This is a genomic window from Ideonella dechloratans (assembly GCF_021049305.1).
GTDB classification, from domain to species: domain Bacteria; phylum Pseudomonadota; class Gammaproteobacteria; order Burkholderiales; family Burkholderiaceae_C; genus Ideonella; species Ideonella dechloratans.
Genome location: NZ_CP088081.1, coordinates 3,770,599 through 3,783,682, shown reverse-complemented (window position 1 = coordinate 3,783,682; position 13,084 = coordinate 3,770,599). Strand labels below are relative to the sequence as shown.

The 13,084-nt window shown below is 72.1% G+C and carries 12 protein-coding genes; 8 read left to right on the top strand and 4 right to left on the bottom strand.

What is annotated here, in order from left to right; translation table 11 throughout:
• Positions 1-9 precede the first annotated feature (9 nt).
• A complete protein-coding gene (locus LRM40_RS17635) occupies positions 10-591 on the bottom strand; it encodes a thioredoxin fold domain-containing protein (RefSeq protein ID WP_151124836.1) in 582 nt (193 codons plus the stop codon).
• A gap of 180 nt (positions 592-771) precedes the next feature.
• Between LRM40_RS17635 and LRM40_RS17630 the strand changes: the two genes are divergently transcribed.
• From LRM40_RS17630 to LRM40_RS17615, 4 genes are read left to right on the top strand one after another with little or no spacing between them, the layout of a single operon-like run.
• Positions 772-2,079 (top strand): efflux RND transporter periplasmic adaptor subunit, encoded by a 1,308-nt coding sequence (locus LRM40_RS17630; RefSeq protein WP_151124837.1) that lies wholly within the window; start codon positions 772-774, stop codon positions 2,077-2,079.
• Entirely contained in the window at positions 2,080-2,778 is a 699-nt protein-coding gene (locus LRM40_RS17625) for an ABC transporter ATP-binding protein (RefSeq protein ID WP_151124838.1), read from the top strand.
• A 22-nt stretch (positions 2,779-2,800) separates the two neighbouring features.
• On the top strand, positions 2,801-3,958 hold the full coding sequence (locus LRM40_RS17620) for an ABC transporter permease (protein WP_151124839.1): 1,158 nt from the start codon (positions 2,801-2,803) through the stop codon (positions 3,956-3,958).
• Positions 3,959-3,968: 10 nt separating this feature from the next.
• Positions 3,969-5,138, top strand: coding sequence for an ABC transporter permease (locus tag LRM40_RS17615; RefSeq protein ID WP_151124840.1), 1,170 nt, complete (start codon positions 3,969-3,971; stop codon positions 5,136-5,138).
• Here the strand turns inward: LRM40_RS17615 and soxR are convergent.
• Positions 5,080-5,658 (bottom strand): redox-sensitive transcriptional activator SoxR, encoded by a 579-nt coding sequence (soxR, locus tag LRM40_RS17610; RefSeq protein ID WP_151124841.1) that lies wholly within the window; start codon positions 5,656-5,658, stop codon positions 5,080-5,082. The two genes, LRM40_RS17615 and soxR, sit on opposite strands and share 59 nt — an antisense overlap.
• 59 nt (positions 5,659-5,717) lie before the next feature.
• On the opposite strand from soxR, the gene LRM40_RS17605 reads away from it, so the two are divergent.
• From LRM40_RS17605 to LRM40_RS17595, 3 genes are all read left to right on the top strand, one after another.
• The gene (locus tag LRM40_RS17605) at positions 5,718-6,905 is read left to right on the top strand and encodes a questin oxidase family protein (protein ID WP_151124842.1); all 1,188 of its coding nucleotides are present in this window, start codon (positions 5,718-5,720) and stop codon (positions 6,903-6,905) included.
• A gap of 141 nt (positions 6,906-7,046) precedes the next feature.
• Positions 7,047-7,391 carry a PspC domain-containing protein gene (locus LRM40_RS17600; RefSeq protein WP_151124843.1) on the top strand — a complete coding sequence of 115 codons (345 nt, stop codon included), beginning with the start codon at positions 7,047-7,049 and terminating at the stop codon, positions 7,389-7,391.
• 24 nt (positions 7,392-7,415) lie between these two features.
• The gene (locus tag LRM40_RS17595; RefSeq protein ID WP_151124844.1) at positions 7,416-8,153 is read left to right on the top strand and encodes a type 1 glutamine amidotransferase; all 738 of its coding nucleotides are present in this window, start codon (positions 7,416-7,418) and stop codon (positions 8,151-8,153) included.
• Positions 8,154-8,174: 21 nt separating this feature from the next.
• On the opposite strand, the gene acpA (LRM40_RS17590) is transcribed toward LRM40_RS17595, so the two are convergent.
• Both acpA (LRM40_RS17590) and acpA (LRM40_RS17585) read right to left on the bottom strand, forming a co-directional pair.
• Positions 8,175-9,854 carry an acid phosphatase gene (gene acpA, locus LRM40_RS17590; RefSeq protein WP_151124845.1) on the bottom strand — a complete coding sequence of 560 codons (1,680 nt, stop codon included), beginning with the start codon at positions 9,852-9,854 and terminating at the stop codon, positions 8,175-8,177.
• Positions 9,855-9,987: 133 nt separating this feature from the next.
• Positions 9,988-11,667, bottom strand: a complete 1,680-nt coding sequence (gene acpA, locus LRM40_RS17585; protein WP_151124846.1) for an acid phosphatase — start codon at positions 11,665-11,667, stop codon at positions 9,988-9,990.
• 164 nt (positions 11,668-11,831) lie between these two features.
• Between acpA (LRM40_RS17585) and LRM40_RS17580 the strand changes: the two genes are divergently transcribed.
• Positions 11,832-13,082 (top strand): cytochrome-c peroxidase, encoded by a 1,251-nt coding sequence (locus LRM40_RS17580; RefSeq protein ID WP_231067633.1) that lies wholly within the window; start codon positions 11,832-11,834, stop codon positions 13,080-13,082.
• The last annotated feature ends 2 nt before the right edge of the window (positions 13,083-13,084 follow it).

Sequence of the window (13,084 nt, the reverse complement as noted above, 5' to 3'; positions counted from 1 at the left end):
GCGGCGGGTTCACAGCCCCAGCAGGGCGGCGAACTGGGCGGTGTCCATCGCCCCGGCCTGGCTGCCGTATTCGCCGGTCTTGGCGTTGCGGAACAGGATCAGCGGCACGCTCTCGCCGCTGATCTGCATGAACAGCGCGGTGTTGGCCTTGACCTTCTGCACCAGGTCTTCATTCAGGGTGCTGGCCGGCGTGATGCCGCCCTGGCGGGCCAGCAGGCGCTGCTCGTTCTCGGCCATCGCCACCTTGGGCTCCGGCGCCGACAGGATGGTCACGCCCTGGGTCAGGGACTTGGGCTGCAGATAGCCCACCGGCATCCACACCACCCGCACCTGGCTGGCCAGCGGCTGCAGGGCCTGCCACAGGTGAGCGCAGTGCGGGCAGGTGGTGTCGAAGAACACATAGGCGGTGTGGGCGGCCATCAGCGGCCCCACCGAGAAGCCGGTGCCCTTGGCGGCCAGGGCGTAGGCCTGGTCGGCCGGGATCTTGGCCACGCTGGGGGCGGCGGCCTGGGCCGGGGTCTGGTCGCAGGCGGCCAGCACGCCCACCATCAGGGCGGCGGCGGTCTGCAGGGTGAAGTGTCGACGGTTCACAACGGGTTCCTTGTCACGCAAAGGTCAGGGCGCCGGTGTCAGAGTCCGTCCGGGCCATGAGGTTCCAACATGGCCTCCAACGTTAGCAGTGCCCGGGCGGTGGACAGGGGGGCCGGGTTTCTGGCGACCGGTGCACTCATGGCATGCTTGGGGTTTCCCTGGCTCGCCCCGCTCCTGCCCATGGTCGATCCCTCCCACGCCTCGCCCGCTTCCGCCCCCCCGCCCCCCGCGGCGCCCACCGGCCTGGCCGGCCTGAAGATCCAGCGCGGTGCCGGCCCGGCCCGGCGCCGCCGCCGCTGGCCGGTGGTGCTGGCGGTGGGCGTGGCCATCGCGGTGGCGGTGGGCCTGTTCGGGCCCCACACCACCGAGGTGCAGGCCACCGCGGTGCAGACGGCCTACGGTTCGCAGCAGTACAACCTGCTGGCCGCCTCGGGCTATGTGGTGGCCCAGCGCCGCGCGGCCGTGGCGTCCAAGGCCACCGGCCGGCTGGTGGCGCTGGAAGTGCGCGAGGGCAGCGTGCTCAAGAAGGGCGATCTGATCGCGCGGCTGGACGCCTCCGACGTGCTGGCCTCGCTGTCGGCCAGCCAGGCCGGGGTGCAGCAGGCCGAGGCGGCGCTCAGGCAGGCCCAGGCCAGCCAGGCCCAGGCCCAGGCCCAGCAGGCCCTGGCCGAGGACAACCTGCGCCGCACCGAGGGCCTGGCGGCCCAGAACTTCGTCTCGCCCCAGGCGGTGGAGACGGCCCGCACCCAGGCCCGGGCGGCCCAGGCCGCCACCGCCGCCGCCGTGGCCGGCGTGGGCACCGCGCGCGCCGGCCTGGCCCAGGCCCAGGCCCAGGTGCAGGTCCAGCAGGTCAACCGCGACTTCACCGAGATCCGCGCGCCCTTCGACTGCGTGGTGCTGGTCAAGAACGCCAACGTGGGCGACCTGATCACGCCCTTCTCCAACGCCTCGGGCACCTCGGGCGCGGTGGTGACGGTGGCCGACATGTCCACGCTGGAGGTCGAGGCCGATGTCTCCGAATCGAACGTGGCCCAGGTCAAGCCCGATCAGCCGGTGGAGATCACGCTGGACGCCATTCCCGGCGTGCGCTTTCGCGGCAGCGTCTCGCGCATCGTGCCCACGGTGGACCGGGCCAAGGCCACGGTGATGACCAAGGTGCGCTTCGAGCAGCTGGACCCGCGCATCCTGCCGGAGATGAGCGCCAAGGTCAGCTTCCTGTCCCAGGCGGTCAGCGCCGCCGACCAGCAGCCGGTGCTGGCCGTGCCGCCGCAGGCCATCGTCCCCCGCGACGGCCACGAGGTGGTCTTCCGCATCGGCGCCGACGACAAGGCCAGCGCCGTCACCGTGGCCAAGGGCCGCACCCTGGGCGATGTGGTCGAGCTGCGCCAGGCCGGCGGCCTGAAGGCCGGTGACCGCCTGGTGCTCTCGCCGCCCGAGGGCCTGAAGGACCAGGCGCGCGTCAAGGTGGCCGCCGCGGGAGCCAAGTGAATGGCCGCTGACCCCACGCCGCTGATCCGCATCCGCTCGCTGGGCAAGCACTACCGGCGCGGCGACCAGACCATCCCCGTGCTGCTGGACATCCACCTCACCGTGATGCCCGGCGAGTTCGTCGCGCTGATGGGCCCCTCCGGCTCGGGCAAGAGCACCCTGCTCAACCTGATCGCCGGCATCGACAGCCCCAGCAGCGGCACCATCGAGATCGGCGGGGTGGACATCGCCACCCTCAGCGAAGGCCAGCTGGCCGACTGGCGGGCCCAGAACGTCGGCTTCATCTTCCAGTTCTACAACCTGCTGCCGGTGCTCAGCGCCTGGGAGAACGTGGAGCTGCCGCTGCTGCTCACCCCGCTGTCGGCACGCGAGCGGGCTGAACGGGTGGAGACGGTGCTGGCCATGGTCGGGCTGACGGACCGCGCCGACCACTACCCCAACGAGCTTTCCGGCGGTCAGCAGCAGCGCGTGGCCATCGCCCGCGCCCTGGTGACCGACCCGGCCCTCATCGTGGCCGACGAGCCCACCGGCGACCTGGACCGCGCCACCGGCGAGGAGGTGCTGACGCTGATGGACGCGCTGGTGCGCGAACTGGGCAAGACCATCGTGATGGTCACCCACGACCCCAAGGCCGCCGCCCGGGCCCACCGCATGGTGCACCTGGAAAAGGGCGTGCTGGTGGACGAGGCGCCGGCGTGAGCGGCCACGGGCGGGGGTAGGCATGTTTTTACTGAAGCTGCTGCTGCGCAACGCCTTCCGCCACCGGCTGCGCACCGGGCTGACCATCCTCGGCCTGGTCGTGGCCATCACCGCCTTCGGCCTGCTGCGCACCCTCATCAACGCCTGGTACGCGGGCGTGGAGGCCAGCTCCAGCACCCGCCTGGTCACCCGCAGCGCCATCTCGCTGACCTTCGCCCTGCCGCTGAGCTACGCCCCGCGCATCAAGGCGGTCGATGGCGTCACCGCGGTCAGCTGGGCCAACTGGTTCGGCGGCATCTACCAGAGCGAGAAGAACTTCTTCCCCCAGTTCGCGGTGGAGCCCGCCAGCTACCTCAAGCTCTACCCCGAGTACGTGCTCAAGCCCGAGGAGAAGGAGGCCTTCATCCGCGACCGCCAGGGGGCGGTGGTGGGCCGCAAGCTGGCCGCCCAGTACGGCTGGAAGATCGGCGACCAGATCCCGCTGCGCGGCACCATCTACCCCGGCACCTGGACCTTCACGCTGCGCGGCATCTGGACCGGCGCCGAAGCCAGGACCGACGAGAACCAGATGCTGGTCCACTACGAGCTGGTCAACGAGAGCATCAAGCAGCGCTTCCCCGGCCGGGGCGACAGCACCGGCGCCTTCATCGTCGGCATCGACCAGCCGGCCAATGCCGCCCTCATCTCGCAGCACATCGACGCCGAGTTCCGCAACTCCCTGGCCGAGACCCTGACCGAGACCGAAGCCGCCTTCCAGCTCAGCTTCGTCTCGATGAGCGACGCCATCCTGGCGGCCATCCAGGCGGTGAGCTTCATCATCATCGTCATCATCATGGCGGTCATGGCCAACACCATGACCATGACCGCGCGCGAGCGCCTGTCCGAGTACGCCACGCTCAAGGCCCTGGGCTTCCCGCCGCGCTTCGTCGTCGCCCTGCTCTTCGGCGAAAGCCTGCTGATCGCGGTGATCGGCGGCGCGCTGGGTCTCCTGGCCACCTTCCCGGCGGTGGCCGGCATCGCCCACGCGCTGGGCAGCTTCCTGCCGGCCTTCCACATCACGCCGCTGACCATGGGCCTGCAGATCGGCGCGGCCCTGCTGGTGGGCACGGTGGCCGCGGCCTGGCCGGCCTGGCGCATGAGCCACATCGACATCGTCAGCGGCCTGAGGTTCATGGCATGAGGGGGCCCGCATGAAGGCCGTGCCGCTGTCCTACATCGCCCGCAACCTCTGGGTGCGGCGCGTCACCACCCTGCTCACCGCCGGCGGCATGGCCCTGGTGGTCTACACCTTCGCCACCGTGCTGATGATGAGCGAGGGCATCCGCGCCACCCTGGTGGCCACCGGCCGGCCCGACAACGTCATCGCCCTGCGCAAGGGCTCGCCCTCGGAGATCAGCAGCGGCGTGGACCGCAGCCAGGCCGCCGTCCTGGCCAGCCTGCCGGGCATCGCCCGCGGGGCCGACGGCCAGCGCCTGGCCAGCGCCGAGACCGTGGTGCTGAACGCCCTGCCCAAGAAGGACAGCGCCAAGGCCGGCAACCTGACCATGCGCGGCACCTCGGCCGCCGGCCTGGCGCTGCGGCCCCAGGTGCAGCTGGTGGCCGGGCGCATGTTCCGCCCCGGCAGCGCCGAGATCATCGTCGGCCGCGCCGTCAGCGAAGGCTTTGCCGGCGCCCTCCTGGGCCAGAGCCTGCGCTTTGCCGGGCGGCAGTGGCGCATCGTCGGCATCTTCGACGCCGCCCACACCGCCTTCGACAGCGAGATCTGGGGCGATGTGGACGTGATGATGCAGGCCTTCCGCCGCAGCGCCTACTCGGTGGTGCTCTGGCGCCTGGCCGATCCGGACGGCTTCGCGCGCCAGCAGGCCGTCATCGCCGCCGACCCGCGGCTGACCGTGGAGGCCAAGCCCGAGGTGCAGTTCTACGAAGAGCAGAGCCAGGCCCTGGCCACCTTCATCCGCATCCTGGGCACCGCGCTGTCCATCATCTTCAGCATCGGCGCGGTGGTGGGGGCCATGATCACCATGTTCGCCGCCGTCTCGCAGCGCACCGCCGAGATCGGCACGCTGCGCGCCCTGGGCTTTCGCCGCGGCGCGGTGCTGGTCGCCTTCCTGGGCGAGAGCCTGCTGCTGGCCCTGGTGGGCGGCCTGATGGGCCTGGCCGGCGCCAGCCTGATGCAGACGGTCAACATCAGCACCACCAACTTCCAGACCTTCGCCGAACTGGCCTTCCAGTTCAAGCTCACGCCCGGCATCGTCGTGCAGACCCTGGTCTTCGCGCTGGCCATGGGCTTCGTCGGCGGCTTCATCCCCGCCTGGCGGGCCGCCCGGCTGCAGATCGTCGATTGCCTGCGGGCGGCGTGATCGGCGCGGCCTCCATCGGAGGCCGGGTGGCCGGAGGCTCGCCCAGCAGGTAGCGCGCGCCGGGGCCGCGCACCGCGGCCGCGTCCTCGGCGTTGTACAGCGCGCAGGTCTTCAGCGACAGGCAGCCGCAGCCAATGCAGCTGCCCAGGCGGTCGCGCAGCCGCGTTATGGCCGCGATGCGGTCGTCCAGCAGCGCCTTCCAGCCGCGCGACAGCCGCTCCCAGTCGGCCTTGGTGGGCGTGCGGCCCTCGGGCAGGCTGGCCAGCGCGGCGCGGATCTCCTCCAGCGACAGGCCCAGGGTCTGGGCCGCGCGGATGAAGGCCAGCCGGCGCAGATCGGCCCGCGTGTAGCGCCGCCGGCCCGAGGCGCTGCGCTGCGAGGCCATCAGGCCCTGCTGCTCGTAGAAGCGGATCGCGCTGGGCGCCAGGCCGGCCCGCCGGGCCAGCTCGCCGATGCTCAGAACCTGCGTGGCCTGCGGCCGCTCGGCGGGCAGGGATGGGTCCGAAATGACGCTTGACATGAAGTTCACTTTAACTTGCACGATGGCGCCCATCTTCCCACCTAGCCGATGAGCCCGCCATGCCCGCTGCCCTTTCCGCCCTGGCCCGTCAGGCCTCTGCCGCCTTGCCCTTTCCGCCGTCCCGGGTGCCGTCATCGCAGCTGCCGCCCGAGGCGCTGAGCCGCCCGGCGGCCCGGGCCCGCACCGCCCTGCAGGCGCTGCTGGACCGCTGCGCCACCCTCGACCCCGCGCTGCCCAGCGGCTACACCAACCACCTGCCCATGGCCCTGCATGCCCTGGCCCGTCTGGGCGCCGATGCCGACCGGCTGGAGGCCTTCGCCCACCAGTACCTGATGCGTCAGGGTCTGGCGGGAGCGGGTGCGGCCAACGGGGGCAACGGGACCAACGGGACCGATGCGGCCGAGGGGGCGCCTCCGCCGCCCCCGGCGCCGCCGCAGGTGCTGCCCGGCTGGCAGCGCCTGCGGGGGCTGGCCGACGCCTATGGCCCGCTGCGCGAGGCCATGGTCCAGGGCCTGGCCCTGCATGGCACCGGGCCCTGGGTGCGGGGCGTGCTGCCCGCGCTCTGGCCGGGCCTGGGCGCGGCTGCGCTGCACGGCCCCATCCGCGTGGCCCATGCGCTGCAGGCCGGCCATGACGCCGAGCTGGCTTCGGCCTTGGCCTTCTGGGCCAGCCGCTGGCGCCCCCTGCCGGCGGTGGCCGCCACCGATCCCCAGCCTTGGGCCGACTGGGTCGTGGCGCTGCAGGCCGCGGGCGGGCGCCTGGCGCTGGAGGCGCCGTCGATCAGCCACTGCATGGCCGAGGCCAGCCGCAGCCCGCTCTACCAGCATCTGCTGGCCCGGGCGCCGCAGGCCCTGCCGCTGGGCGAGGCCCTGGCCCGGCTGGTGCCCGTGGCCCTGCAAGGCCATGCCCTGAGCGGCGATTTCACCGTGCTGCACCTGGTCACCGGCCTGCGGGCGGTGCGGGTGCTGCTGCCCTGGCTGCCGCCGCAGACCGATGCCAGCGTGCTGTGGCGGGTGGTGGTGGCCGGCTGGCTGGCCGCGCCGCTGCACCGGGCATCGTTCCGCCCGCTGCCCCGGCCCGACACCCTGCCCGGCTGGCCGGCCCTGCGCGCGGCCGCCTGCGCCCAGGACGACGACCATGTGATCAAGCTGGTGCATGCCTGCCAGGACCATGCCGCCCACGGCCTGGCCGACGGGGCGCTGTGTCGGCAGGCGGCCGCGCGGGCCTTGACCGGGACCCCGGGCTGATCCGGCGGCCGCGGCCCGCCGCGGTTCGTCGCGGCCATGGGCAGACCATGCTGCCGGTGACCCCATTGGTCGCCTGGGGATGGCCGGGGCCGGCCGACCGCCTCACACTGTGCCCATCGATGCCTTCCCCAGGAGACCCCCATGTCCGATGCCGACGAACTGGCCAAGCTGGCCGAGCTGCATGCCCGCGGCCAGCTCTCCGACGATGAATTCGCCCGTGCCAAGGCGCGGCTGCTGCGCGGCGAGCCGCCCGCCAACGCCTTCGCCCAGAGCGTCAACGGCCTGCGCCGCAGCCGCGAGGACCGCTGGCTGGGCGGCGTCTGCGGGGGCCTGGCCGAGATCACCGGCCTGGCCTCGTGGATCTGGCGCCTGATCGCGGTGCTGCTGGTGCTGTTCGGCGGCACCGGCCTGCTGCTCTACGTGCTGCTGTGGGTCTTCGTGCCCGAGGCGCCGGTGCGCACGGCCGGCTACAGTGCGGGGCACTGAAGACCCGTCCTGTTCCCGCCGCCCATGCCGTCTGCCGCGCCCCGTGTCCTGATCCTGCAACCCCTGGCCAGCGACGGCCCGGCCTTTCTGGCGCACTGGCTGCAGCAGCGCAGCCAGGCCTTCACGCTGTGCCAGGTGGCCGAGGGCCACACCGTGCCCACCGAGGCCCGCGACTGGGACGCCATCGCCATGCTGGGCGGCACCATGAGCGTCAACGACGAGCTGCCCTTCCTGCGCCGCGCCGAGGCCCTGATGCGCGACGCCATCGGCCGCGGCGTGCCCATCGTCGGCCACTGCCTGGGCGGGCAGATGCTGGCGCGCGCCCTGGGCGCGCCCACCACCGACAACCCCGTGCCCGAGATCGGCTGGTCGCGCGTCGAGACCACCGCCGATCCGCTGGCCGCCGCCTGGCTGGGCGAGCGCGCCGCGCTGCCGGCCTACCAGTGGCACTTCCAGACCTTCGCGCTGCCGGCCGGGGCCACCCTGCTGGCGCGCAACGCCGCCTGCGCCCACCAGGCCTTCGCCTTCGGGCCGCACCTGGGCATGCAGTTCCACATCGAGGTGGATGCCGAGAAGCTGGACCGCTGGTGCGCCGAGGCCCCGGCCGACGGCCACCCGCTGCGCGCCCATGCCGGCGTGCAGGGCGAGGCCGCGATGCGGGCCGACACCGCGCGCTGGCTGGCCGACAGCCAGGCCACCGCCGCGCGCATCTACGGCCGCTGGCTGGCGCTGGCGGCCGAGCGGATGGCTCGGGTGGCCTGATCCGCCGACCCCGGCCGGGGCTCAGTCCAGCGTCAGCGCCGCGGTCAGGTCGCCCATGGCCGGCTGGCCATGCGCCTTCAGCGCCTCGTCGCGGGTGCGCAGCCCGGCCAGCGTGGGCAGGTCGAAGCGCCGGGTGATCAGGCGCAGCACCGAGCCGGTGTCGTAAGGCGTGGGGTCCACCGTGCCCTTCTTCGCGAAGGGCGAGATGACGATGGCCGGGATGCGGGTGCCCGGGCCCAGCTTGTCGCCGGTCGGGGGCGCCACGTGGTCCCACTGGCCGCCGTTCTCGTCGTAGGTCACCACGATGACCATCTGCTTCCACTGCGGACTGGCCTGCAGGCGGCGCACCAGGGCGGCGATCTGGCGGTCGCCATCGGCCACGCTGGCATAGCCCGGGTGCTGGTTGTACAGGCCCTCGGGCTTGTAGAAGGCCACCGGCGGCAGGCTGCCCGCGGCCGCGGCGCGCAGCAGGTCGCGGCCGTCCTGCAGGTGGGCGGCGCGGGCCTCGGGGTGGCGCAGCGGGTCCATCGCCGCGTAGTAGTTGAAGGGCTGGTGGTGCGGCTGGAAGCCCACCGCCGCGGGCGAGGTCACGCCCGTCTGCTCACTGGCGTAGATCACCCGGCGCGGCGTGCCGGCAGGCTGCTGGCCGTCGGCCACCGCCTCGGCCCAGGCCCCGGCGTACCAGGCCCAGCCGATGCCCTTGGCGCTGAGCAGGTCGCCGATGGTGGGGGTGGTCTGCGGTGGCAGCGTGGTGGGCTTGGCCGGGTTGGCCACCATCGGCGCCTTGGCGGCATCGGCCGGCGGGTTGCCGCTGGGCTGCCAGGCCGGCTGCATGGTGTTGACGGCGCGGAAGGTGCCGTCGCCGAAGTAGTTCTTCGGTGTCAGGTTGCCGGAGTGGACGAAGATGGGCCGACCGTCCATGGCCGAGGCCGGGCTCTTGGCCGACACGGCCAGGCGGGGCAGGTAGGCGCCCTGCGCGTCGCGTTCCAGCTCGGCGATGCTGGGCTTGGCCGGCGCGGTGTCCGCGTTCGGGTACTCGGGCGCGCAGGCGCAGATCAGGTACTGGTGGTTCAGGAAGGAGCCGCCGAAGGCGCCCTGGAAGAAGTGGTCGGCCAGCACGTACTCGCGCGCCAGCGCCGTCATGGCGGTCTCGCCGGTGTCGAAGTGGCCCATCACCAGGCCGCCGCTGTCGCCCCAGGCCACGAAGCCGTCGTTGCGGCCGCCGTTGATCTGCATCTGGTTCTCGAAGAAGCGGTGGTACAGGTCGCGGGTGACGGTGTCCGTGCCCAGCCGGGTGCCGAAGGCCTGGCCGATGTCGAAGGGCCGGTTGGGCAGGCCGGCGCTCTGGGCCTGGGTCACCGCCGGCAGCACGCCGGGCATGGTCACCCCGCCCCAGGTGGGCGGCAACTGGGCCAGCAGGCTGCCGTCGCGGTCGTGCTGGGGGGCGTAGGCGGCGGTGGGGCGGCCTTGGGCATCCAGCACCGTGGCCAGACCGTCCGCGCCGGGAAAGCGGCCGTAGAGGTTGTCGAAGGCGCGGTTCTCGGCGTAGATGACGACGATGTTCTGCACCTTGGCGCGCAGCGCGGTGGTCAGCGCATCGGGCGCGGTGGCCGGGGCGGCCGGGGCGGCCTGGGCCGACAGGGCATGCAGGGCCGCCAGGGCCAGGGCACTGCGCAGCAGGAACAGGGTCGGGGTCTTCATGGCGGGGCTCCCAGATGGACGCGCCCTTTTGCACACTGAAATGGACGCGGCGCGGCCCCCCGTTGCCGGAGGCGCCGCGCCGCGGATTTGACACCAGACGCCCCGGGGGCGTCCGGCGATCCTCACAAGGCCATCACAGGTTCAGCGCGTTGGTCAGGTCGCCCATGGGCTGGCCGCCATTGGCCTTCAGGGCCTCGTCGCGGGTGGTCAGGCCCGGCAGGGTGGGCAGGCCGAAGCGGCGGGTGATCAGGCGCAGCACCGAGGCGGTGTCGTACTGGGTGTGGTCCACCGTGCCCTTCTTGGCGTAGGGCGAGATGATGAGGGCCGGGATGCGGGTGCCCGGGCCCATCTTGTCGGCGGCGGGCGGCGCCACGTGGTCCCACTGGCCGCCGTTCTCGTCGTAGGTGATGACGATCATCATGTGCTTCCACTGCGGGCTGGCCTGCAGCTTGGCCACCAGGTCGGCGATCTTCTGGTCGGCGTCCGTCACGTTGGCATAGCCCGGGTGCTGGTTGTACAGGCCTTCGGGCTTGTAGAAGGACACGGCGGGCAGGGTGCCGGCGGCGGCGTCGGCCACCAGGTTGGTGTAGTCCTGCAGGTGGTTGGCGCGCTCGGTGGCGTGGGTGACCGGGTCGAACTCGGCGTAGTAGTTGAAGGGCTGGTGGTGGGGCTGGAAGTCCAGGTTGGCGGTGGTGGCCACGCCGTAGCTGTTGCCGGCATAGATCACCGAGCGGGTGCTGGCCGGGTCCTGGGTGCCGTCGGTGGTGGCGGCGTTCCAGGCGCCGGCGTACCACTTCCAGCTCACGCCCTTGGCGGTCAGCAGGTCACCGATGTTGGTGGCCGTCTGGGCCGGCAGGGTGGTGCTCTTGGTGGCGTTGGCGTAGAGGCTGTCGGTACCGCTCACGTCCACCGGCGCATTGCCGCTGGGCTGGTAGGGCGGCTGCATGGTGTTGACGGCGTAGAACTTGTTGTCGCCGAAGTAGTTGGCCGGCGTGATGTTGCCGCTCTTGACGAAGACGGGCTTGCCGTCCATGGCCGAGGCCGGGCTGCCGCTGGCCACGCTCAGGTTGTGGGTGTAGTTGCCACTGCTGTCCTTGTCCAGCACGGCGATGCTGGGGGCGGCGGCGGCGGTGTCGGCGTTGGGGTACTCGGGCGCGCAGGCGCAGATCAGGTACTGGTGGTTCAGGAAGGAACCGCCGAAGGCGCCCTGGAAGAAGTTGTCGGCCAGGGTGTACTGCTGGGCCAGCTTGTAGAGGGCCGAGCTGCTGCTGTCGAACTGGCCCATCACCATGGCGCCGGAGTCGGCCCAGGCGACGAACTGGTCGTTCTTGCCGCCGTTGATCTGCATCTGGTTCTCGAAGAACCGGTGGTACATGTCGCGGGTGACGGTGGACAGGTCCAGCGTGGCGTTGGCCGAGGTCTGGAAGGCGGTCTCGACGCTGAAGGGCTGGTTGGCCAGGCCCGTGCTCTGGGCCTGGGTCACGGCCGGGGTGATGCCGCCGGCGGTCACGCCGCCCCACACCGGGGGCAGGGTGGACAGGGCGCTGCCGTCGCGGTCCACCTGGGGGATGTAGGCGCTGGTGGGCTTGCCGTTGGCGTCCATCACGGCCGACAGGCCGTTGGCGCCGGGGAAGTGGCCGAACAGGCTGTCGAAGGAGCGGTTCTCGGCGTAGATGACGACGATGTTCTGGATGTCCGACTGCAGGGCCTCGGTGGTGGTCTGGCTGCTGCCGTTGCAGCCGGTGGTGCCGAGGGTGGCCAGCAGCACGGCCGGGGCGGTCAGGGCACGCAGGGTGCGGATGTTTCCGATCATGGTGGGCGGGCAAAGAAGTTGAAACGTCCGCGCAGCTTCGGCATCCCGCGTGACAGTTCCGTGATGGGCCAGCGCCCCGTACTGCCTCTCGCCGATGTCACCCGATGGACAGCTTCGCGGTCTTATCGTGTCACCTGGTTTCCGCTGTCTCACACAGGTTCCCCGTGATTGCCCTGTCCCGATTCCTGCGGCGCTGGCCGCTGGCGCTGGCCGCCACGCTGCTGTCCGCCGCGGCCGCGCCCTCCTTCTACGGCACCCGCTTCGAGCACCAACCCGATGCCGCCACGCTGACCGATCTGGGGCGGGTGTTGTTCTTCGACCGCAGTCTCTCGGCCTCGGGCCGCATGGCCTGCGCCAGCTGCCACGACCCGGCCCATGCCTATGGCCCGCCCAACGGCCTGTCGGCCCAGAAGGGCGGCCCGCATCTGGACCAGGTGGGTCTGCGCCCGCCGCCTTCGCTGATGTACCGGGCCGCCACCCCCAGCTTCTCCGAGCACTACCAGGAGAGCGAGGGCGACGACAGCATCGACAACGGCCCCACCGGCGGCTTCACCTGGGACGGCCGCGCCGCCAGCGTGCACGACCAGGCGGCCCTGCCCCTGCTGGCGGCCAACGAGATGGCCAACGCCAACCCGGCCGAGGTGATCACCCGCCTGGCCCGCTCGTCCAGCGCGGCGCCCTTCCAGGCCGCCTTCGGCCCGCATGTGCTGGCCCAGCCCGAACTGGCCTGGAAGGGCCTCTTGCTGGCGCTGGAGGTTTTCCAGCAGCACCCGCCCACCTTCTCGCCCTACAGCAGCAAGTACGACGCCTTCCTGCGCGGGCAGGTGCAGCTCTCGCCGGCCGAGCACCGCGGCTTCGAGGCCTTCAACGATCCCGCCCGCGGCAACTGCGCGAGCTGCCACATCAGCGCCATCAAGCGGGGCACCTGGCCGCGCTTCACCGACGACGGCCTGATCGCCCTGGGCGTGCCGCGCAACCGCAGCCTGCCGGCCAATGCCGACCCGGCCTTCTTCGACCTGGGCCTGTGCGGCCCGCTGCGCACCGACCTGAAGGACCATCCCGAGTACTGCGGCCTGTTCAAGACGCCCTCGCTGCGCAACGTGGCCACCCGCCAGGCCTTCTTCCACAACGGCGTCTACCACCGGCTCGACGAGGCGGTGCGCTTCTACACCCTGCGCGACACCCAGCCGCAGAAGCTCTACCGCGATGCGCACGGCCGGCCGCAGCGCGTGCCCGACGACCTGCCCGCCGCCTATGTCGGGAACCTGAACCGGGACGCGCCCTTCGGGCAGAAGCCGGGCGACAAGCCTCGCCTGAGCGAGGCCGAGGTGCAGGACATCGTGGCCTTTCTGAAGACGCTGAGCGACGGCTACGTGCTGCCCAAGGCGGCCCCGAAATCGGTCGCCGCGCGCTGAGC

Coding starts and splice junctions, on each gene's coding strand:
- LRM40_RS17630 (WP_151124837.1), top strand. CDS start 772: ATGGTCGATCCCTCCCACGCCTCGCCCGCTTCCGCCCCCCCGCCCCCC.
- LRM40_RS17625 (WP_151124838.1), top strand. CDS start 2,080: ATGGCCGCTGACCCCACGCCGCTGATCCGCATCCGCTCGCTGGGCAAG.
- LRM40_RS17620 (WP_151124839.1), top strand. CDS start 2,801: ATGTTTTTACTGAAGCTGCTGCTGCGCAACGCCTTCCGCCACCGGCTG.
- LRM40_RS17615 (WP_151124840.1), top strand. CDS start 3,969: ATGAAGGCCGTGCCGCTGTCCTACATCGCCCGCAACCTCTGGGTGCGG.
- soxR (WP_151124841.1), bottom strand. CDS start 5,658: ATGTCAAGCGTCATTTCGGACCCATCCCTGCCCGCCGAGCGGCCGCAG.
- LRM40_RS17605 (WP_151124842.1), top strand. CDS start 5,718: ATGCCCGCTGCCCTTTCCGCCCTGGCCCGTCAGGCCTCTGCCGCCTTG.
- LRM40_RS17600 (WP_151124843.1), top strand. CDS start 7,047: ATGTCCGATGCCGACGAACTGGCCAAGCTGGCCGAGCTGCATGCCCGC.
- LRM40_RS17595 (WP_151124844.1), top strand. CDS start 7,416: ATGCCGTCTGCCGCGCCCCGTGTCCTGATCCTGCAACCCCTGGCCAGC.
- acpA (WP_151124845.1), bottom strand. CDS start 9,854: ATGAAGACCCCGACCCTGTTCCTGCTGCGCAGTGCCCTGGCCCTGGCG.
- acpA (WP_151124846.1), bottom strand. CDS start 11,667: ATGATCGGAAACATCCGCACCCTGCGTGCCCTGACCGCCCCGGCCGTG.